Origin of the sequence: Otoolea muris, assembly GCF_943193115.1 — a bacterium.
Lineage (GTDB): Bacteria > Bacillota > Clostridia > Lachnospirales > Lachnospiraceae > Otoolea > Otoolea muris.
The window spans coordinates 18666-39893 of sequence record NZ_CALPCY010000019.1 but is presented as its reverse complement, the minus strand read 5'-3'; the positions used below and the strand labels follow the sequence as shown (position 1 = coordinate 39893).

Genomic DNA, 21228 nt, shown 5'->3' with positions numbered 1-21228 from the left:
CTTAATCTTCTCCCGGTTTTCCGTCCGGGTCGTACCCCTCGGCTTCCTCCTGCGGCTCACCGTCGCCGTTTTCCTCCCCGCCCTGGGATTCTTCGGCTTCCTCAAACTCCGCCCCTTCCTGGTCGTCCTGGGCTTTCATTTCGGCTATTGCCTGCTCTATCGGTGTCCGGCTGTCGTAGCCGTAATAAAGGTCGTTTAATATCCGGGTGGCGTCCGCCGCCATCCCTATGGCTTCCATGGCAAGCTCCAGCGCCTGGGCGTAAATATCGCCGCAAATGCTCACGCCGTCCTCGCCCTTTACCTGCAATAATGCCAGGTAGTCCTTCATTCCCCGGTCAAGGGCTTTCATCTTCGCCCCGATCTTGCTGAAAGCCTCCGCCGCAATCCCATAGCCCTCATGCTTGCCTTTTACCTGCTTAAGCGGCCAGCCGCTTTCCTCGGCTTCCATCCGGCGCTTGTCGTAAAAGAACTTAATAACCTTCCCTACGTTGGTCTTAAGGTCCTTTTCTGACTCCAGTCTTACGTCAATTTCCATCTGCTCGTAATCCGTCATGAGTCCTATCCCTCCTTTTTCTGCTTGGCGTTCTTTGCCGCCTTATTGGTTTCTTTCCTCTTGCCTACGTCGTAATACTGGTAGGGCTTAATAAATTCCTCGAAGTCCTCCGGCAGCTTCCCGTCGTTTTCCTCAACAAGTCCCGCCATAGCTCCGTTCAAGGTCTGCGCGCTTACGGTACGCTTAATAATATCCCCCAGCCCATGTTCCTCCAATGTTTCAAAAAAGCCGTTCTCGTCGCAGCCGCCGATTTTGTTGTACTTGGTCTTATCCTGCAAGCTGTAAAGGAAGCCGCCCCGGCTTATCCTCGGGCTTTCCGCATCGATCATGGCCTGGGCCAGCTCCTTGCGCTTTTCTTCCAGGATCTTATTGTTTTTCGTGGTGGCGTCCTTAAGCCGGTCCTTCTCGTCCAGCAACTCCTTGTATTCGTCAATCAATAAAAAAATATCTGCCACTTTTAGTCCTCCTTTTTTTCTTCAAGCTCTGATAATTCGTCCAAAAATTCATAAAGCGTGGTTACTTCGCTTTCCTCCAGCCGGTCCTCGATTTTCTCCGCAAATTCACAGAAACGGTCGTAAAGCGGGCGGGCTTTTTCCTTTTCCCTTGTGTTCTCCGCCCTAATTTCTTCGTAAAGCTCCGATTCAAGTATGACGTCGCGCTTCGCTTCGGAAACAATGACGGGCCTATATCCCCGCTTCTTAAGTTTCTCCATGTCTGCCTGGTTGCTTACTGGCACGGCTTTCGCTCCATGCTCGTTTATGAAGTCCTCGGCTATTTCGTTTTTCAGTCCGCTGGGAACGCTGTAGGAATTTATATATACCCCGCTATAGGAATTAAGCGACCGCTTGGTTGTTTCTGCGTCCTTCAATTCCTCAACCATCCGGGCAGCGTACCACTGAACGTCGAAGCTGTTTACCATGCTTCTGTCGCGCTCCAATCTTACGACCTTCGGCTTAAAGTCTATCCCTATATCCTCCAGCCTCGGTTCCTTGCAAATGAAAAGCCCGCCTACAAAAATACGGCCCTTGTTTTCCTCATCGTCCAATATTGCGCCGTAGCTGGTGTCCCGGTGGGCATATCCTTCCTGCATGTGCAAATTGCAATCTTTTATTTGCTGATATTCCTCCGGTGTTATTCCGCCGACCTCAATAATTAAGCTATGCTCCGGTATTTTCTTCCACACGGCCTCTGGCTCTACGAAGAAAGTAGGAACCAAAACACCGCCATATCTGCGGGACTTTACAAGTCGGGGCCGCCAAATTTCCCGGCGGCAGTAATTCTGGAAAACAACGGTTTTTCCTAAACGAAGTAAAACAACGGTAGCGATCTTATAGCCCTCTCCGTGGTTCCCGATCATGGCGCTGTCTTTGTTCTTCGTGGTAACTCCGAAAAGAAGCGTTTTTATATCCAGGTCGCTATGCTTGTTTCCGATCCGGATGGTCTGGGTTGCGCTGTCGTAATCAAAAAACATTTTATTGCTGGAGTCCCTGGTTTCCTCGTCTATGGAATTTTGAAAGTATTCCCTTATTGCTTCGGTGGTTCCCCATTCCGGGACGTAGTCTGCGCTTATGCTTAATTCGTATTTCCGCATTTCCTCGCCTCCTGCTCCTTATATTCTTCCATGGTAGGGCGCGGCCCGTCTAAGTCGTCCCAGGTGTATCTCTCGTGGTTCTGGTCCTCCCAAAAGCTGCGGTAACAATTCCGGCAAGAACAACGCCCGGAAAGCCAGCGCATAGCTCCCCAATATTCCGGCTTGCCGCAATGCTTACAAATTACAATTTCTTCTTTCTGCTCGGTATGTTTCGGCATGGCTCTTTATCCCTCCTTCTGGTTAAGTGGGCACCACTTCGGCGCCGTCTTTGTCGGTATCTCGCTTTCGCGGCTCCTGGTGATGATCCGGTGCGGCAGGCACTCGGTTTTTGCCTCCGGGTGCATACAATAAAAAATGTTGCGGCCGTTTCTTACGATCTCCGGCTCCATAAGCTGGCAAGTCTTACAAACTGCCTTTTCTTTGCTCGGTGTACTCATGGCTTTTCTCCTTCCTATGCCCACGGATTCGTTTTAGGTTCCGGATCCGCTTTCTTCTCTGTATACTTAAGTTCAATAGCTTTTACGTTGCCGCCATCGTCGGTATGGACCTTCATGTCGGAAAGCTCCAACGCCTCAATAACATCCTTCAGCGGCTTGCTGTATACCTCGTTTAACTTCACTTCGGTTCCTCCTTCCTTTTTGCTATAATGAAAACCTTTTCCCCCTCAAAGTCTGCAAGGGCTACGCTTACCTCTTGAAACGGATCGAAGCCTGCAGCCTCCCTAAAATCTCTCGGAAGGCTTAAGCGTCCCTTGTCAAGCCTCCGGGTTACTTTTATAGCCTCAATCAAAAATACTGCCTCCAATCGTCCACAATGGTTTTTGCAAGGTCCTCTTTCTTGGAAAGTGCCTTTAAAATAACCTCATCTACGGTTTTCTCTACTACAAGATGGATATAGGTGCATACGTTCCGCTGTCCTATCCTGTGGATCCTGGCCAGGCTCTGGCTGTAAGCTGCGTAGTTAAAATTTTCGCTGTAGTAGACGCAGGTATCGGCGGCGGTTAAGGTAATACCCAGGCCGGCGGTGTCAATCTGGGCAAGGAATACTTTTATTTCCGGATCCTTCTGGAAGTCTGCTACAATCGGCCCCCGGTCGTCGATCTTGATGTCGCCGTATATGCTCCGGTACTGTATCTTTTTCTTTTCAAGCAGCTTTTGTATTAAGTCAATCTCCGGGCGGAAGCGGCAAAACACCACCAGCTTCTTTCCCTCGCCTATAACGTAATCCTCTAAAATATCCTCCAGAGCGTTTAGCTTGCCTTTAAAAACAAGCTCCGGCTTGACTCCCTCGTCCGCCTGGATAAAGCCTCCCGTGAACTGCTGCAACCTCAGAAGTTTTGTAAGTACGGTCGGGGCCGTAATCATGCCGCCGTTCTCCAGCTCTGCGAAGCTGTCTTTTTTGATCTTGTCGTAAAGCTGCTTTTCCTTGCCTGCAAGCTGAATATACCGGGTTAAAAATGTTTGTTCGGGAAGGTCCAGGGCCTCGTCCTTCGTTACCCGGTAAGCTATGCTATGCTCCTTCTGGATAAGCTGGTCTAAGTCCTTATAGCCTACGATCTGCTTTCGGTTAAAGCCGCCCATAATGGCGTAGCGGTTACGGAAAGCGTAGTAATTCCAGCCGAAGATCGTAGGGTCTAAAAATCTGTACTGGCTGAAAAGGTCTATAGCGTCATTCTGCACCGGGGTCCCGGAAAGAATAAGTTTATACTTCGCAACGTCCCCGATCTGGTGCATTGCCTTGCTCTGTTCGGCGTCGTGGGTCTTGATCCGCTGGCTCTCGTCCGCTATAACAAGATCCGGCTTCCAATCGATCAACGCCTCAAAAAGCCCCTCCCGCCATGTGCTTTCGTAGTTAATGACCGCAACCTTCAAAGCCTTAAAAGGGAAATTCTTAAGGGCCTCCAACTCCTGCAGGCGTTTCTTCTTATCGCCTAAAAGTACGTTTACCTTGTATTTAAAGTTTGCGTAGTCGCTAAATTCCTTCGGCCAAACGCTGCAGACCGAAGTTGGCGCAACTACTAAAACCTTTTCAATTTCTCCCTTTTCGTAGGCGGCCCCGGCGATTGCAATCGCTGTTAAAGTTTTTCCGCAGCCCATCTCGAATAAAAGCCCGAAGCCTTTACCCTGGGCGGCCTGCTGTGTCTTTGCCATCCTGCTGCCTCCTATCTGGTAAATACGGCTTTTAAAAGTTCCTCTATGGCCTTCTCCAGCTCTGCTTCCTTCTGGTGATCCGAAGCTCCGCTAACCAGCGACTTACTTTTCGCCTCTAATATCCGGCTTACTTCGTGAAGGGTAAAGGCTGCCGCCATGGGGCTTTCTTTCTGCCGTACCTCAATTAAGGAACCGACCAGGCTTGCAATCGTCGCGGCAAAAAGCGGATCCGGTATGTCATGCCCTACAAAAGCCTCGTTTGCGTCGATTATCTTGGCTTTTCCGCTTAAAAACTCCGCCGCCTTGGATACTGTGAAGCATATCACCGTATCTCCGGTAAGCTCCTTCGTGGTTCCGTCGTGTGCTACAATAGTTACTTTTGCTTCGCTCGTCATGTCTGATTCTCCTTTTTGGTTTTTATCTATATCAAGGCTTAACGCCTTAATAGCTTCGGTAAGGGCTTCCGCGTCGCTCCGCCAGATGCATTCTGGGTCGACTCTGTCGATCATCTCCCTGCAATGTTCCCGCAAGTCCTCCAATCTCTCAATAACAGCCCGCCTGTCCACACCTTGCCTCCTTAATATCCAACACCTATATAATCAAGCACTTTAGCCCAACCGTATTTCTCTCCCGTTTCTTCGTCTACACAACACTCATACATCCAGAAATACCATTCTTTCGGGTGCTGCTCTTTTAATAGGTCAAATCTGTGAGGTCGTTTTTCAAGGTGGATTCCAAAGCCGCACATACTGCAGCCGGTTCTTTGTGCTTTCGTTGTGTAAAGCGTTCCGTCTTCTTTCCTCTCAATGGTTCCGTAAATCTCCGGCACTGGCACTTCTAAATCAAGCGCAAGCTGTAATAAATCTTGTCTATTGAAAATAGCAAACGGACAAGACCTGGTTGTTGACTTTCCAAAATAATTACATCCGTTAATTCTAAGGCTTTTCGCCCTCCTGCCCCCCTCAGAAGCCATTAAGCCTAAATACGGTACGCTATTATTTTCCTTTGCCCAATCGTCGCACGGCTTCTCCTTCAAGTAATAACAACACTTGGAGGAAACTTTAAACGGTGGAACCTGGTAGCTTGTTCCTTCAATTTCGTTTGCATAGCCCCCGAATTTTTCAAGCCATTTCTGTGACATCTTCGTCCTGCTGTTTTTTTGGAAGCCTCCGTATTCCCCGGTTTCTCCTGTAATAATTGCATGGCGGACGGTTTTGTTTTTGTCTGTCGGGTTTGCCAATGTTTCAATTTTTCCGGCTATTTCTTTTGAAAGAACCGGAAAGCCAAATTCCTGTAAAATCTGCGTCTTGCTCCATCTGTGTTCCATGCCGTTATCGTCCGTATACCGAACAGAAGATTTTAAACGCTCAATCCCTAATTCCTTATGAATTTTTTGTATACTTGGATCTTCCAAAAAAGAAACGCTAATCCCTGGGGCATCAATATGTATTCTTTTTAAGAAAAGAAATAGTGTAATACTGTCCAATCCTCCTACGGAAACATGGTAATTCAATCCCCGCTTATAGCATTCCTCTGCAAATTCATTTGCGCGTATGGTTGCGTATTTTACTTTAAAATCGTATGGTTGCTTTTCCTTTACCATAAAGCTGGAAATTTTCTGTTTTGCGTCGATACGCTCCATACGCTGTAAAATGTTTTCACTCATCCACATCCCTCCTGTTCTCAGGCGGCGGAACTAAACCGAAGGTAATAAGCGCCATGTTTGCCGCCCTGGTCTGGTGCTTGAAAAGCGGAAACTTGACCGGGTACTTATAAAGTGGCTCCGGGTCCGTTTTCATCCGCTCTGCGTCTACTGCCTGGGCGATCTGGTTCAACCTCTGCCGCTCTGCTTCAATGGGTCCGGGAAGCCGTACTATTCCGGCCAGCTTGTTTAAAAGCTCAATTTCCGCCGGCCCGTAAAACATCCGCTCCGCCCTGCTCCACTTCATCTTGCTCCAACTTTTAATAATCGTGAATTGTGTGTTATCGGCATCTTTTATAAGGATCTGCCCGTCCTTCATTGCCATCTTCAAGGGTCTTTCGCCTCCTTCTCTGTATAAAATGTATGGTTCCCGTGTGTGAAAAGCCGTTCAAGGTTCCGGCTGTGCCAGGTGCTTTCCTCGTCCTCCGGCGTCCGCTCGAAGTATAGCGCCCCCTGGCTTTCGTCCCAGCCCTGGATCTGTATCAAGTCAAGCGCCGCCCAGCAGTCCGCATCCGGCTTTACTCGGTCGTACCTGCCGTTATGGTAGGAAGTAAAGGCGTTCTCCTGGGAAATAACGCCGCCTACGGTGTCCGGGAACTTCCCGGAGTGCTGCCGGTTGTAAATTACAAGAATAACAAGCGCTTTCCCTTCTGTGTCCTCGCCCTCCGCCTCCGCCATGGCCATCCTTGCGGCCTTGTATTCCTCGGCGGCTGTCCAGCCTAAGTCCTTCCCCTCCTGCGCCTTGCTGTGCGCCTCTGTAGGCGCTTCCGGCGCTATGGTGGGCATTTCCCCGACCGCTTCCGTTTCCTCCAATGCTGGGCGCTCCTGGTTCGTCACAGCGTATACTGAAAAGAACACGCTTCCGGTTGCCAATAGAAAGGCGCTGCTTATTGCTATCCGCTTTATCAAGTACCGGCGCCGCGCCCTCCGCCTTCTCCGTCTGCGGTATTCTCTGCGCGTCAATCCTCCGCACCTCCTTCGGCGTCCATCTTTTCAAGTAAAAGGGTTAAGGCGTCAACCAGGATTTTGTGGTTCCGGATAAACTTTGCCGGGGCGCCTGCTTCGCCTCCGTCCTTAAGGTAGGCGCTTTCTCTTTTAAGAATGTCCGCAACGTCAAAGCGGGAGTATTCCTCCGGGTTCGGCTCCGCTTCGGCCTCCAGCTCCTGGGCCTTTTCCTCGTACCCCATGCAGCCGTTCTCGTGGGTCTTTTTGCCCGCGCACTCACCCTCATGCTCGCAAGTGTCGCAAAGTACCAGCTCCGGCTCCTGGGCGGTGATGGGCTGTTCTTCGTTTTCCTCAACCTCCCGAAAATCGCCGTCTATGATTTCCGGCTTTCCCGGTTCCTCGGCCTCTGCCTGCAGCTTCGCGGCGGCCCTGGCTGCCTTCTTTTCCTCAGCCTCAATCCGGCGCTTTTCCTCCTGCTGCTTAATAAGGTCGCGGACGTTTTTCTGCGCCCCGTTGGAACGCTCCACAAAGTCGGCCTTCTTTTTCTCCGCCTCCTGGATCTCCTTAATCCGTTTAGCAATCTGCACCCAGGTAAGCTCCTTTTTGTGGTTGATCCGGATGCCCCTGGCGCTCCCGGTGTAATCCTGCAGCGCGGCTCCCCTGCCGCCTCCGCCTCCTGCGTTTTTGTACCGCTTCTTTAAGTCCTCCGCCGTGATGTTGTCCGTGGTCTTAATACCGGCCCAGTCGTAAAAGGCTTTTATATCGCGGTCGGAAGGTTCCGGCCTCTTTGCTTCGGCCTCGCGCTGCTGCTTCTGCAGTTCCTCCTGGGCCTTCTTTTTCTCGTCCTCGTCCTTTTTCTTTGCGACGTCGCAACGGGAATAACAAGTTTTATGTTCGCAAGTAAGGCAGCAGGGCGTTGGCTCCTTATCCCCTTCCCGTATCGGTGCAAGCTCTGGATGTAGGTGCTGGCACTTTTCGCTGAAAAGCCCCGCCTCAATGTCCAGCCGCTTTTCTTCGCTCATCTGGGTGCAAAAAAACGGGTTCCCCAGCGGCGCGTCCCTGCAGTATCGTTCTTCCTGCCGTATGCCACAAGGGCGGGCGCAACTGAAACAATCGTATTTTCCGTCGCCGCATCCGGGTGTGGTAAGTAAGGAACCTTCCGGGCGTACTGTTTTAGGAAGTCCAAAAAATGACTTCGGTTCCTCCTGCTTCTTTTTCATTGCCCTTATTTCTCTTACGGTGGTTTCCTGCGTTACCTTCTCCAGCTCCTCGTCGGGAAGCCCCAGCATTTCCTGTAATTTGCTTACGCCCATCCCGATGTACTTCTCCGCCATATGCTCGCCGCCGTCAATGGAAAAGCGGGCGTTAATTGCCATAAAACGGCTTGCGCTGGAAGTGCTTAAGCCGTATTCCCCTTTTGCAAACTCCCATATATTTTTATAGCCGTCCTCCGTGAAAAGTGCGTTTTCGCTGATCTGCCGAAGGAAATAACCGACCATAAAGAAATCTTCGGCGGCGTCATTTAAGTGGTTCCTTATCCCGCTCTTTAAGTCCTGGTATTCCATCTTATCCCTCCTTGTCTACCTGGCTTCTTTGCCCTCTTACGCCCGGCTTGCCTGCGGTTCTGCTGCCGTGCTGGGCTTCTGGCTTGTCAAAAAGTCAGCAATCAATTTGTAAACGGCTTCGGTTTTTCCGGTCGGCGGTATGATCCGCCCCTCTATGCTTTTAAGCTGTGTTCCGTCCGCTAAAACGTGTTTAATCATCCGCTATCCTCCTTAATCGCAGTCGCTTATCTCAGAAAACGGAATAAAATAATTTGTTTCTATCACCTGCGGCTCCCTGACAAAATTTTTCGGGAGCTTTATGCCGAACTGTTCACAAACTTCTTTGAAAGCTTCAGCGATATCCGAAGGATTTGAGTTCTGGTCGCGCATCACCTTGTCCATCTCTCTGACAAAGCTCGTAATTTCTCCGAGGCTTGTATCTTTTACTTTGTAAATGTTTCTTTCTCCTTCCAGTGCATCCTCCATCTCATGAAAGCGGTTAATGTAACGTGCCGTAAATTCTGTCCCCTTAACCCCAGTCAGTTTATTGGCGATAAATTCGCAACCCCTTTTTGTAATCTGGTAGCATGGACGGCTCTGGTTGTTGGCATCTAAGTAGCTGGATTCTTTGAAAAAATCGCCCAATCCAATTTTGGCTTCGGCTCCTTTCCCTTCCTCAAATGCCTTTTTATTAACCTCATCCATCTGTTCAACATAGGTTCGAATATCTCTTAACAGTTTGCTGTGTTCCTTTTCAACCATTGCAGCCACTTCCCGACTGTCTAATACAATTTCCAATTTGTTCATGCCGTATTTTCCTCCTATTCTCGTTTGCTCGTAATGTTTATAGCTGCCGAAGCCGCCCCGCCCGCCAAAGCGTAAGCCGTTTCTTTTATCCATGCTATAAATCTGCCTCCCTTTAGTTGCTTGTAGTTCGTCCCAGCAGGTAATCTGTGGAAACGTTGAAAAGATTGGCCATTACAATAATCTTGCTTGCTGGAATTTCCGTCTTGCCGTTCTGCCAGTTTTTTAATGTGCTAACAGAAACGCCTAAAGAAGTGGCAAACTTTTCTTTTGTCATTCCATTCCTTGCTCGCTCTGCTTCAATGTTTTTATAACGCATACTATTCGCTCCTTCCGTATATATTTACTCATTTTGGGTAAGTTCGCTTCTTTACATTATACCCAAATCGAGTAAATGTCAAGCCTTTTATTATGATTTTTTACCCGAATTGGATAAAAAATTGTTGCTTTTTCTTTTTGAATGTGTTAAAGTTGACTGCGAAAGGAGGGGTAATCATATGGGAATGGCTGTTATATCTGAACGCCTTATAAAAGCCAGAGAATTTATAGGCCATAATCGAAAAAGTTTTGCTGAGATGCTCAATATTCCGTATAGAACAATTACGAATTACGAAAACGGCTCTAGGGAACCTGGAAGCGATTATATTTTAAAAGTCGCTGACGTGTGTGGGTGTACTACCGATTGGCTTTTAGGGTTATCAGATAATCCAAGGAGTAATTCTTCGTACTCAGCTCTTGTTGTACAAGAAAATGATCCGCTATTAAAAACTCTCTGTGTAAACTATGAGGGCTTAAATGCTGAAGGGCGAGAAAAATTAGTTGATTATTCTGACGACCTAATCCAATCAAACAAATATAAAAAATTTGTATCGTCTGGAATATTACAAGAAAAAGCGTAAATAAAAGACTATTTACGCAAAATAATTTGTTTTGTTAGGAGGGTGCCTGAATGAAATACTTACGATTTTTCCAAATATGGAAACTTGCAATATTTGCTTTATTTATTGTCTGCGTTCCTGGCTGTTTATTTACACCTAATCCATATGGGTTTATTAATGCTATAATCTCTGCAATTATATGTTTAATAATTGCAACCAGCCCCATACTATCAGATATTTTATATATCAAAACTCCTGCGGAAAAGCTCTGGAAACGCTGGGCGTTTGTTGAAGGTGAAAAAGCCCAGGCAAGAAAAGAAAGGGCAGCGTATGGTGAATTAACGCCGACCTACATAGATACTGAATTAAAGTACGGTTTATTTGCTGGTGCTACTAATGGGAAATATCGGACAACGTTCCGCCGCTGCTCCTGTCCGGATTTTAAGAAAAGAAAAGTACCTTGCAAGCATATGTATTACCTTGCTTCAAAATGCGGCGTAGAAACTTTGAAATAAAAAAGGAACCCCGCCCCCAGCCATTGGCGTGGCTTACGGGGACGGGGCGGCTTTGCGGCCATGCTATATAAACATTCCGAGCAAATGTATTATAGCATGGTCCGGCCAAAAACACAAGTAAAAGGCGGGGCTATTTTTGCGCCCGTTTTTAAGGAGGACTATGCTCTATGAAACAAAAAGAATTAAGCCCGGCTCCAGCGGCTTTCAATCTTGAAAACGTCGCTGATCTATATATCCGGGTATCTACAACGGAACAGGCGGAAGAAGGTTACAGCGTAGGGGAACAAGAGGCAAGGCTCCGCTCCTACTGCTCCGCTATGGGCTTTACTGTAAACGCGGTCCATATAGATCCGGGGTACTCCGGGGCTACGCTGGACCGGCCTGGTATCAATAAAGTTATAAAGGATGTCCGGGCCGGTTATGTAAAAAAGGTTATTGTCTGGAAGCTCGACCGGCTCTCCCGGTCCCAGAAGGACGTGCTTGTCCTGCTGGAAGATGTCTTTTTAGAAAATGGCTGCAACTTCGTTTCAATTATGGAAAGTTTTGATACAGCCACGCCCTTCGGTCGGTGTATGGTCGGTATACTGGCGGCTTTCGCTCAAATGGAACGGGAAAATATAAAGCTCCGCACTATGATGGGGAAGCAAGCCGGGCTTAAGGAAGGCCGTTATTTCTCCGGACGCGCTCCTATCGGGTATCAATACCAAATGCAACAAAACGGCAAACTTGCCCTTATTGTAGATCCGTATACCTCTAAAGCCGTCCGGGATATGTTCCGGCTTTATGCCTCCGGGAAAAGCGAGAGCGCGGTTGCCGGGTATGTGCAGGAAAAGTACGGGCTTTTCCCTGGGCTTGACCGCCATTCTGCCGTCGGGCGTATCAGCCGTATTATGCGTAATCCGGTTTATATGGGAAAGGTAAGAATGAAAGAAGAATGTTACGAAGGGCGGCACGATCCCCTGGTGGACTCCGATCTATGGCAAGCTGTCAATGACCGCTTAAGCCAAAACCTCCAGGCGTTCAAGCGCTCTTATGGCGAGTCGGACGGGCTGCTCTGCGGCCTTCTGTTCTGCGGGGACTGCGGCGCCCGGATGTCGGTCCGCTCCTGGAAGAAAAAAAGCGGGGAAAGGGTAAAGAAATATATGTGCTACTCTGTAAGCCGTTCTACTCCGGCCATGATCCGCTCTGAAAACTGTAGCAATCGGAAAAAGCATCTTACCCTGGCGGAACTTGACGCCCTGGTGCTGGAAGAAATTAAAAAGCTCGCCCTCGATCCGGCTGCCCTCGATCCCCTTATCAAAGAAAGCGCCGAAGAAGCCGCGCCCGACCTGCCGGTGTTCCAGGAGCGCCTTGCAAGCGTAGAAAAGCAACTTACGCGCCTTCTTAATTTGTATCAATCCGGGGTTATGGAACTGGAAGAAATACAAGGCCGCCTTGCTGCCCTTAAGGAAGAACGGGAAGCGGTTCAGAAGCGCCTGGACGAAGCCGAAAGGGAAAGTACCGGGAAGCTGTCAAAGGAAGCTGCTATAGCCTCCCTCGCAAGCCTGGGGGCCGTTATAGAAAGCGGGGATAATGCCGCGCTTTATGACCTGGTGCATACCCTTATAGAAAAAGTCGTGTACCTCAACGGGGATATAACTATATACTGGGCTTTCTGCTGAAAACAAGCGGCTATTGTTTTTTTCACTTACTAATAGCCGCTTACCTCTTCACCTCCGCATAGGAGAGGGCGGCCTCGTCCACGTCCTCGCAGGAACGGGAGGGGTTCTTGCCGCTCATCAGCTGGCCGATGAATTTCTGCTTGTTCTCGATCAGCCCCCAGTTGTAGGCGTCAAAGGTTCCTTCCGTCACATACTTAAAAATCTTCACGCTCTTAAACTGGTTCCCTTGGCGCAGGATACGCCCTTCACGCTGCTCGATGTCAGCGGGCCGCCAGGGGCAGTCCAAATGGTGGAGGGCCGCAAGTTTTTTCTGGACATTGGTGCCTGCCCCCATTTTGGAGGTGGAGCCTAAGAGGACACGCACCTGGCCCTTCCTGACTTTCGAGAACAACTCCGCTTTCTGGGCATCCGTCTTTGCGTCATGGATAAAAGCCACCTGCTCCGGCGGCACGCCCTGGGCCATCAGCTTTTGTTTGATGTCGTCATACACATTGAAAGAGCCATCCCCATGGGGCGTGGAGAGGTCGCAGAAAACCAGCTGCGCCCCTTTCTGGGGCTTCGTATCATGCCAGACTTGCAGCACATTTTTTACGCAGGCGTTGACCTTGCTCTCCGGGTCGTCCGGCAGTTCCGGGTAGGCCAGCCGCTGGTCTAAGGCCAGCTTCCTTCCGTCTGACGTAATCTTGAGCATATTGTCGTCTCTGGGTTCCACCAGGCGGTTTCTCACGTCCTCCGCCCGTTCCCCCAGTTCGGCCACCAGTTCCTTTTGAAACTCGCTGGGTTTGGTGACGATTGTGAGGTTTTCCGATTCCGGCACGGGAAGTTTTAACAGTTCCGCCGTCTGAATGTCTGCCGATTCCTTCCACATGGCCATGAGTTCCGGCAGGTTGAAGAACTTGGCGAACCTTGTCTTTGCCCGGAAGCCTCCGCCTTCCGGCGCCAGTTCCAGGGCCGTCACCGTTTCCCCGAAAGCCGCCGCCCAGCTGTCAAAGTGTTCCATGCCGGTGCTTTTTAGGAGGTCATATTGGAGATACCTCATCATGGTATAAAGTTCTACCATGGAGTTGCTCACCGGGGTTCCGGTGGCGAATACCACGCCCTTTCCTCCCGTAATGCTGTCCAGATACCGGCACTTGGCGAACATATCGCTGGACTTCTGGGCCTCGGACTGGCCGATCCCTGCCACATTCCGCATTTTCGTTGTGAGGAAAAGGTTCTTAAAGCCGTGGGCCTCGTCCACAAACAGCTTGTCAACCCCCAGTTCCTCAAAAGTCACTACGTCATCTTTGCGGCTCTGGTCGTTCAGCTTTTGCAGCTTGGCCTCCAGGCTCTTGCGGGATTTCTCCAGCTGCTTAATGGTGTAGCGTTCCCCGTTCTGCTCCTTGGCCTCGGCAATCCCGTCTAAGATCTGGTCGATCTGATCCCGCAGGATTTCCTTCTGGCGCTCCGGGGATAAAGGAATCTTTTCAAACTGGGAGTGGCCGATCACCACGGCGTCATAATCCCCGGTGGCGATACGGGAACAGAATTTCTTCCGGTTCTGGGGTTCAAAATCCTTCTTGGTGGCCACTAAAATGTTGGCTCCCGGATAGAGGCGCAGGAAATCAGCGCCCCATTGTTCCGTCAAATGGTTGGGAACCACCACCAGGTTTTTCCGGCAGAGTCCCAGCCGTTTCCCCTCCATGGCCGCCGCTATGATCTCAAAGGTCTTGCCGGCTCCCACACAGTGGGCTAAAAGGCTGTTGCCGCCGTAGAGCATACGGGCCACGGCGTTCAACTGGTGAGGACGCAGGTGGATCTCCGGGGTCATGCCCGTAAACCGGATATGGCTGCCATCGTACTCACGGGGCTTGATACTGTTGAAAATCTCATTGTACTTCCCACAGAGTACCTCCCGCCTCTGGGGGTCTTTCCACACCCAGGACTTGAAGGCTTCCCGCACCATTTCCTGCTTCTGCTGGGCCAACATGGTTTCTTTGGTGTTCAGTACCCGCTTTTCCGTGCCGTCCGCCTCATGGATTGTGTCATACACCCGGCAGTCACGCAAGTTTAAGCTGTCCTCGATAATGGCGTAGGCGTTTTTTCTCTTGGTTCCATAGGTCACATAGGCCAGGGTGTTGTTTGCGCTGTCACGGGCCTTGCCGCTGACGTTCCACTCGCCGGTGGCGGAGGAATAGCGGGCGGCAATGGTGTCCCCTCTTAAATAGCCTGGGGTCTTTAGCAGTTCATAAGTAAACTGGGTATAATACTCCGAGTCAATCCAGGTGGCCCCGATCCGCACGTCGATCTCCGCAGCCGACAAGTCCTTTGGCTGGGATTTTTCCAATGCTGACACGTTGGCCTCATAAGCGGGGTCACGCTCCGTGGCGACCCTGGCCGCCGCCAGCTTTTTCCGCACGTTTCCGGAAAGGTATTCATCAGCGGTTTCCCAGCCGGACAGTGGGTCATGGCAGCTTTTCTCCGGGTTTTTAAAGATCACCCCGGAGAGTTCCCCGGCAATCCTTTCCTCCTCCCCAGGCCGGTCTAACAGTTCTGCCATAAAGGGAAGGTCTACCCCGGCACGCTCCCCGATAGAAACCGCCAGGGCCTCCGTGGGAGTGTCCACATGGTCAATGCGTTTCGCCTGGTTAATGGTGCGCCTGGAAAACATATCCGCCTTCCGTTCCAGTTTCCTGTCCTCGTCCAAGACTTCCAGGGAGCAGAGCAGGCAGTAGGAACTGTCCTGCTCAAAGGCACGCTTGTTGCCGGTGCTGTTCAGCAGGCCGTATTTGCCGGTGAACTGGTCATAGGCGGTGTTCAGCTTCTGTTGCAGGTTCTTGATCTCTTCCTCCAATCCGCTGTTTAACTGGGCTTCAATCAGGTTCCGGGTGATGTCACGCAGCACGATCATTCCCCGGATACGTTCCTCTGTGGCTGCCGGAACCGTCACCGGAAGCAGGCTGCCATCTTCCTTGTAGTAAAGTCTGCCCTCCACCTGGGTGTAGCTGAAATTGCGGGCCTCCGTGGGAGATTCCGGTGTTTCTGGCTGCCCAGACGCTTCGATTTCCCGCATGAGCAGGGAGTGATCTGGGGCTTCCAGGTGGGTAATCGCCTGGGCAAGCTGTTCCTTTAAATCCGTATCCGGCAGGGGCTTACAAGCGGTTTCCTGCCCGTAGGGGCCGCTTTCCCAAACCATGGTTCCTAAGACCATTTCCGGGTGCCGCAGGAAATACTTGTTTATGGGGATTTTGTCCCCGGTCTGGGAAACCTCCACCCAGTCCGGCAGATGTTCCGGCGGGTTCTCCCGTTTCTGCAAAAACAGAATGTCGCTGGTGACTTCCGTGCCGGCGTTGCGCAAAAAGGCGTTGTTGGGCAGCCGGACAGCCCCCAGAAGGTCGGCCCGCTCTGCTAAGTATTCCCGGACGGCGCTGTTTGGCTTGTCCAGGGTTCCTTTGGAGGTGATAAAAGCCACGATACCTCCAGGGCGCACTTTGTCCAGGGTTTTCCCAAAGAAATAATCGTGGATAAAAAAATGTTCCTTGTCATACCGGGAGTCTGCCACCTGGTAATTGCCAAAGGGCACGTTGCCCACCGCCAGGTCAAAGGAATTGTCAGGAAAACGCACCCGCTCAAATCCGTCCACCGTGATGTGGGCCTGGGGATAAAGCTGCCTGGCGATCCTGCCGGTGATCGAATCCAGTTCCACGCCGTAAAGGGCGGTATCCTTCATGGAATCCGGCAGCATACCCAGGAAATTCCCCGTGCCCATGGAAGGCTCCAGCAGATTTTTGGGACTCAGTCCCATCTGCTCCACAGCCTTGTAAATCCCCTCAATAATGGCCGGGGCGGTGTAGTGGGCGTTTAAGGTGGAGCCTCTGGCGGCTTCATATTCCGCCTGGGTTAAAAGCCCTTTGAGTTCGGCATATTCCGCTGTCCACTTTTCATCATTGGCGTCAAACGCCTGGGGGATTCCTCCCCAGCCCACATACCGAGATAAGGTCGTTTGCTCCTCCGGGGTGGCGTTTTGCCCGGCGGCTTCCAGTTCCTTTAAGAGCCGGATAGCGGTCACATTCGCCTGGTACTTTGTTTTCGGCCCGCCCACCCCAAGGTCGGGGTCAGTGATACGGAAATTTTCCGCCTTGGGCGGTTCCGGTGGTGCTGCCGCTGCTGGCTCTGGCATGAACGGCTCTGGCGTCAATGACTCCGGTGCCAAAGGTTTTTGCGCGAGTGGTTCTTGCTCCTGGTGGGTAATATTTGGTGTCAGGCCGGCGGAAGGCAGGGCTTCCCGTTCCTGCTCCAGCGCCTGCTTTACCAGTTCCCGCACATAAGGAACCGGCTCATTCCGAAAAATGGGAAAGCCGGCGCTGCCTGCGAAGGTTTCGTCACGGAGGCTGACCGTGCCGAAATCGTAGTCCACGCTCTCAATAATAAAAGTGCGCTCATCGTCCGTCACTTGAAGTCCAATGGGGAGATAATCGGATATTTCCAGTTCTTTTACAACGGTGTAGGTATTCCCCTCCGGGCGGACAAAAACGGCGCTGCTGCCGTGCTGTAACAGTTTCTCCCCCTGGGCCTGCCAGCTTGTGCGGGAACCGGTGACAAGAGTTTTCCCAAGCCCCGGTATTTCCCTGGTGATCGCCTTTTTCCCCAGGGCGTTAGCGGCGGTTTCGGCGTCTTTGCCATAGTATAGATAGAGGTCGTCCACACGGACGCCGACCACATGGCCGGGGTACTGGGCCTTTAACTGTAAATATTCCTCTGTAAGCGGAATCAGGTTCGGCTCCGGGCTGGGCTGTTTTTCCCCTTCCGGCACGCCGCCACGGGCAGGATTTTCCGGCTCCTGGGGCAAGTGTGGTATATCGGCCTGGTCAGGCTCTTTCAGAGCCAGGGTGCGGCCCAGGGCGGTGTAATCCTCACCGTTATCCTGGAAGAATACAGCGCTTTGTCCGGCCTCCATTAACCGGGCGGCGATCTCCTGCCAGCCCTCCCTTATTCCCGCCACGGTCACTTGGCCGATACCGGGAAGGTCGGCGGGGAGCAGCCAGGACACGGGCATTTTCTCAAAAGCTGTCTTTGCGTCCTCACCATAAAACAGACAGTAACCGCCGTTTTGGATTCCCACCAGTTCCTCCGGGTGGGCCTCTTTTAAGGCGTTATAAGCATGGATATGGGGGACAAGGCAGGTTTCCCCGGCTGTTTCCGGTTCTATGGCATTCTCTGTTTCCATTGTTCCCGGTTCCGGTGATTCCTCCGTCTTTGCGCCGCCCCTCACCCATGCCGGGGCGTTTGCTTCCTTTTCATGCTGCTCCACGCTGGTATGGCTGTCCGCCGCCACGTCCTGGTAGGTGCGCTGTAAAATATCCTCCACCAGATATTCCCGGAAATCCGGCAGGGTGGTGTAGGCTTCATAGAGGGCAGGGCTTTTGTCCTTTAAGCCTGCCAGCAGGTTATCAACTTCTGCATAAAGTTCCCTTTGCGCCTCCACCACATCCGTATCCCGGTCACGGAGGAAGGGATAGCTCTCACTCTGTTTCACCATTTCCACCAGTTCCGGCAGGGCTGCCTCATAAAGCCGCCTTGGGTTCCGGGAAAGGCTCTCCTTTGCCTCCGCCAGAATCTCCCGGTGCAGGCGGTTATGGAACTGGGGCGTGTCAAAATAGGCTTTGGTCAGTTCCGTTTCCCCCAGGGAAAGGACGGCTCGCTGGATAGCGGCGTCACATTCCAGGAGAAGGTTCTGCTCGTCAGAGTTTTTAAGGGCATGAAAAAAGGCGCTGTCCTCAAATACCTGGGACAGCACCACAGGCTGGTACTGGTGATAAAGGTCACGGAGGGTAGGGTGGGCCGCTTCCGGCTCCGCCGTGGTTTCTGTGACCGTTTTTTCCTCCATGGAAACCGTCCCGCCGGAGAAATCAAAGGCAAGCTGGCCGGTTTGTTCTTCCCTCGTCTGTTTCCGGCTCTGGCTTTTTAACCGGTTAAGGGTGGACTTGGCGGCGTCCTGGGGGCGTTTTTCACGGTTTGCCGGCCCTTGTTTCTCCCGGTTCTTGCCGGGTTCCGTTTGTCCCGCCCCCTTCATGGTTTCCTTTGCGGGAGCAGGCACGGGGCGGCCAAGGAGAGAGTATGTGCCGTCTTTGTAAGCGGAAAGGCTGTCATAAGCGTTGGCGCATACCTCATAGCCACGCTGCCCCACAGCCATGGACTGTAAACCGTCCCTCATCACGGAAAGAAGGGTATCCACCTGGGCCGGGTCGTCAATCAACTTGCGGACGGTTTCCCAGCCCTTTCCAAAGTCCGGTTCCTCATAAGGCCGCTGTTCCTTTGCCCCATAGTAAAAGAAAGCGTTAACATCACGGGAGAGGATAAACTTCTCATATTCCGGGAAGCGTGCCTGATCGTCCGGTGTCAGGAAACGTCCGGCTCCCATCAGTTTGTCTATGCGGCGCTCTACCTGGTTCCAGTTTAAAGCGATCTGGGCGTATGGCTCCTCAAAGGTTCTTTTCAGTTTGAACCCCTTGGCGTCATGCCAGGTGTCCTGGGTAAGCCTGCCGGCCCCGCCAGTGCCAAAGGATTCCTTTAAATATTCCTGACGCTCTTTCCGGTCAGGGTGGTTCTGGAAGAACACATAAGCCGCCAGCCTGCTGTCCGAATAGCTTCCTCCTGGGGCAACGGCTTCATCGATCTCGTCCTCGGTAATAAAAGCGGGGCGCTCCTCCTTAAATCCCTCTGTCAGCGGAAATACTTTTACGGAAGTCTGGAGCCGTTCCAGCCGCCTCATTACCGCAAGGGGGCGGTGGAAATGGAACCGGAGGATATTCGGGTTTTCGGCGTATGTGGAGCAAAGTTCCCGCATTTCTTCCGCAAGAGCGGCTGTCTTTTCCGGGGATTGCAGCATGGCTTCCAGCTTCTCTGTCGCCTCCGGGAATCCGCCCCGTTCCATGTAAACCTCACTCACCAGGGGGAGCAGCCCGGCTTGGCGTGCCGGCTCGCCAAAATCCTGGCGGAGATACCAGAGGCTCTCCGCCAGTTCGTGGGCCTCATTGTCCCAGGTCTTTGCGGCACGCTCCGGGGAGAGGTATCCGCCGCTTTCCACCAGGCGGCGGATACGGCTTTCCACCTCTGTCCAGGATAAGCGCAGGCTCTCCCGGTCATACCGGGCGCTTTTTCCGCTGTTTATGGCAAGCCCGTTCCCGTCAAACCACACAGCGTAGGAAGCGCCGTCAATGGAAAAGCCACGCCCCCCTCGGCCAAATTCTCGCCGTAAAGAAACCGCCATTTCCCCGGCCTTTGCGCCGGCCTGGTATTGGGCATAGATCCGCAACGCGCTGGCCGGGTCATTGGTTCCGGCGGATAAGATTCTCTCCACCGCCTGCTCCGGCACGACCCCCATGAGGGAACTTCCAGGGGCAGGTTCCTCCCTTCCGGCCTGGGCGATACGCCCGATCTGTTCCTCCACCGTAGGGAATAGGGAAAGCTGGGAGTAAGGCGTGCCGGAAAACGGCCCGCCCATCTCCACAGCCATTTCCAGGGACGCAGAAACGGCAGGCCCAATGCCCGCCGCTTCTGGTCTGGCCGTTTCCGGCTCCGTATTCAGCTGTAGATCAGTTCCGCCATGATGATCTCCTCGGCCCGCTGGCGGATATTGTTCAGCTGTCCCACCCAAGCCATTTGGTTCTCCGCTTTCAGCCTCTCCGTCACGCCCTCGCTGGCTGCCAGTTCCGCCGTCAGGCTGTCCATCTGCTCGTTGGCCGCCTGGTCGATCTCCGTCAAATGGCTCCACAGGGTTCCCTTTAAGAGCAGGCTGGTGTAAAGGGCTTTCCGGTGTTCCATCAGGTATTTCTCCCTGGCCCTGCCGAACCTGGTCAGGGTTTCCGGTTCTCCTTCCCTGCTGTCCATCACGAGATTGGGTATCTGGTATCCGTTCCGGTTGGTGTATGTCAGATTGTTCATGTTCCTTTCTCCTTTCACGATTTAAAGCGTTAAAGTTTGCACTTTCATTATAGGCGATCCCCTGGGTTTTGGCAAGCCCTTTCTGCCCCTGCCTTGCCTGCTCAAGCTGGGCGAGCCTGACCGCTTCCCCCACCTCCATTAAGACGGCACGGCTGGCCTCGGCGGTGACGGTTCCCAGGCAGGCCAGGGTTCCCACGTTGTTGAAATTCACCACGTCGCCTAAGTCCTCCGTGTCCAGGTAAAGGGAGGCGTCCAGGCCGCAGCGGGTCAGGGCGGCGTACTGGACGCTGGCTTTTAGGGTGTCACGGAAGATAAGGTCGATGTTCTGGTCGTCCAGTTCCTCTAAAAAGCTGTCCTCCACCTCATAGTGCAGGTCACGGAGGTATTCCCCGTAGCTGTCCTCCACCACACGGGCGGCGGCCTCCATGACCGTGTCGCCCAGGCTGCCGGTTCCGGGAATGTCAAAGGCTTTCGCCAGGCGCTCCACTACCGGGGCGTGGTAGGATTCCTCCATGTTCCAGAGCCAGGGGTCTTTGCCTCCCCTGACCCGGTGGGTGTCGGAAACGTCATGGACGTTCTGGATATAGGGCCTGCCGCCGGTTCCCTTGCGGATTAAGCCGATAGCGTTGGAGCCGGCGTTGACCCAGCGGCGCATTTTGCCGTTCCAGGTTTCCATGTCGGCACAGGCCGTGGCGTCCGGGCGCTGGATATAGATTAAAAGCTGGTCGTCAAAGCTGTAGCTTTTGTAAAAGCGGGAAGCGGTAGTTAAAAATTTCTGCCATTGTTCCGGCGATCTGGTGACTTCCTGCTGGGCCTGCTTTGCCAGTTCGGAGATGTGCGTAAACCATCTGTCTGCCATAATTGACCTCCTTTCAGACGAAAAAACCCGGAACCTGCTGGGCGGGCAAATTCCGGGTGGTTTATGGATAGGTGATTGTTGGGTAACAAGCTGTTTGGTAATA

General features: G+C 52.3%; 20 protein-coding genes. 3 read left to right on the top strand and 17 right to left on the bottom strand.

The features are described from left to right. Position 1: 1 nt before the first annotated feature. The 16 genes from NFS31_RS12915 to NFS31_RS12840 form a co-directional block, all read right to left on the bottom strand. Positions 2 to 553, bottom strand: a complete 552-nt coding sequence (locus NFS31_RS12915) for a hypothetical protein (protein ID WP_103240142.1) — start codon at positions 551 to 553, stop codon at positions 2 to 4. A gap of 5 nt (positions 554 to 558) precedes the next feature. Further along, positions 559 to 1008 carry a gp33 family protein gene (locus NFS31_RS12910; RefSeq protein ID WP_103240143.1) on the bottom strand — a complete coding sequence of 150 codons (450 nt, stop codon included), beginning with the start codon at positions 1006 to 1008 and terminating at the stop codon, positions 559 to 561. Positions 1009 to 1010: 2 nt separating this feature from the next. Further along, complete coding sequence (locus NFS31_RS12905; protein WP_251495684.1) at positions 1011 to 2144, bottom strand: hypothetical protein; 1134 nt, start codon at positions 2142 to 2144, stop codon at positions 1011 to 1013. Continuing rightward, on the bottom strand, positions 2126 to 2362 hold the full coding sequence (locus NFS31_RS12900; RefSeq protein ID WP_251495681.1) for a hypothetical protein: 237 nt from the start codon (positions 2360 to 2362) through the stop codon (positions 2126 to 2128). Before NFS31_RS12900 ends, NFS31_RS12905 begins: the two co-directional genes overlap by 19 nt. Positions 2363 to 2368: 6 nt before the next feature. After that, positions 2369 to 2581, bottom strand: a complete 213-nt coding sequence (locus NFS31_RS12895) for a hypothetical protein (RefSeq protein WP_251495679.1) — start codon at positions 2579 to 2581, stop codon at positions 2369 to 2371. A gap of 14 nt (positions 2582 to 2595) precedes the next feature. Beyond that, on the bottom strand, positions 2596 to 2763 hold the full coding sequence (locus NFS31_RS12890) for a hypothetical protein (protein WP_158604907.1): 168 nt from the start codon (positions 2761 to 2763) through the stop codon (positions 2596 to 2598). Continuing rightward, a complete protein-coding gene (locus NFS31_RS12885) occupies positions 2760 to 2933 on the bottom strand; it encodes a hypothetical protein (protein ID WP_158604908.1) in 174 nt (57 codons plus the stop codon). The genes NFS31_RS12890 and NFS31_RS12885 overlap by 4 nt, the downstream gene beginning before the upstream one ends. Next, the gene (locus tag NFS31_RS12880) at positions 2930 to 4294 is read right to left on the bottom strand and encodes a DEAD/DEAH box helicase (RefSeq protein WP_251495676.1); all 1365 of its coding nucleotides are present in this window, start codon (positions 4292 to 4294) and stop codon (positions 2930 to 2932) included. Before NFS31_RS12880 ends, NFS31_RS12885 begins: the two co-directional genes overlap by 4 nt. 11 nt (positions 4295 to 4305) lie before the next feature. After that, entirely contained in the window at positions 4306 to 4860 is a 555-nt protein-coding gene (locus NFS31_RS12875; protein WP_251495673.1) for a hypothetical protein, read from the bottom strand. A gap of 11 nt (positions 4861 to 4871) precedes the next feature. Next, positions 4872 to 5960, bottom strand: coding sequence for a hypothetical protein (locus NFS31_RS12870; protein WP_251495670.1), 1089 nt, complete (start codon positions 5958 to 5960; stop codon positions 4872 to 4874). Next, on the bottom strand, positions 5953 to 6321 hold the full coding sequence (locus NFS31_RS12865; protein ID WP_251495748.1) for a hypothetical protein: 369 nt from the start codon (positions 6319 to 6321) through the stop codon (positions 5953 to 5955). Before NFS31_RS12865 ends, NFS31_RS12870 begins: the two co-directional genes overlap by 8 nt. A 2-nt stretch (positions 6322 to 6323) precedes the next feature. Beyond that, positions 6324 to 6809, bottom strand: coding sequence for a cell wall hydrolase (locus NFS31_RS12860; protein WP_251495667.1), 486 nt, complete (start codon positions 6807 to 6809; stop codon positions 6324 to 6326). 146 nt (positions 6810 to 6955) lie between these two features. Continuing rightward, positions 6956 to 8506, bottom strand: coding sequence for a hypothetical protein (locus NFS31_RS12855; RefSeq protein ID WP_251495664.1), 1551 nt, complete (start codon positions 8504 to 8506; stop codon positions 6956 to 6958). 36 nt (positions 8507 to 8542) lie between these two features. Further along, on the bottom strand, positions 8543 to 8704 hold the full coding sequence (locus NFS31_RS12850; protein ID WP_251495661.1) for a BOW99_gp33 family protein: 162 nt from the start codon (positions 8702 to 8704) through the stop codon (positions 8543 to 8545). Between the two features lie 12 nt (positions 8705 to 8716). Next, positions 8717 to 9385: a Rha family transcriptional regulator gene (locus NFS31_RS12845; protein ID WP_251495658.1), complete on the bottom strand. Its 669-nt coding sequence runs from the start codon at positions 9383 to 9385 to the stop codon at positions 8717 to 8719. Positions 9386 to 9404: 19 nt separating this feature from the next. Continuing rightward, positions 9405 to 9608 (bottom strand): helix-turn-helix domain-containing protein, encoded by a 204-nt coding sequence (locus tag NFS31_RS12840; RefSeq protein ID WP_251495655.1) that lies wholly within the window; start codon positions 9606 to 9608, stop codon positions 9405 to 9407. A 178-nt stretch (positions 9609 to 9786) separates the two neighbouring features. On the opposite strand from NFS31_RS12840, the gene NFS31_RS12835 reads away from it, so the two are divergent. The 3 genes from NFS31_RS12835 to NFS31_RS12825 all read left to right on the top strand — a co-directional run bounded on the left by NFS31_RS12835 (position 9787) and on the right by NFS31_RS12825 (position 12343). Further along, positions 9787 to 10188, top strand: a complete 402-nt coding sequence (locus tag NFS31_RS12835; RefSeq protein WP_251495652.1) for a helix-turn-helix domain-containing protein — start codon at positions 9787 to 9789, stop codon at positions 10186 to 10188. Between the two features lie 50 nt (positions 10189 to 10238). Beyond that, a complete protein-coding gene (locus NFS31_RS12830; RefSeq protein ID WP_251495650.1) occupies positions 10239 to 10682 on the top strand; it encodes an SWIM zinc finger family protein in 444 nt (147 codons plus the stop codon). Positions 10683 to 10849: 167 nt separating this feature from the next. Continuing rightward, positions 10850 to 12343, top strand: a complete 1494-nt coding sequence (locus NFS31_RS12825; RefSeq protein ID WP_251495649.1) for a recombinase family protein — start codon at positions 10850 to 10852, stop codon at positions 12341 to 12343. Between the two features lie 40 nt (positions 12344 to 12383). On the opposite strand, the gene NFS31_RS28475 is transcribed toward NFS31_RS12825, so the two are convergent. Beyond that, positions 12384 to 21125, bottom strand: a complete 8742-nt coding sequence (locus NFS31_RS28475; protein ID WP_331482625.1) for a MutS N-terminal domain-containing protein — start codon at positions 21123 to 21125, stop codon at positions 12384 to 12386. Between the last annotated feature and the right edge of the window lie 103 nt (positions 21126 to 21228).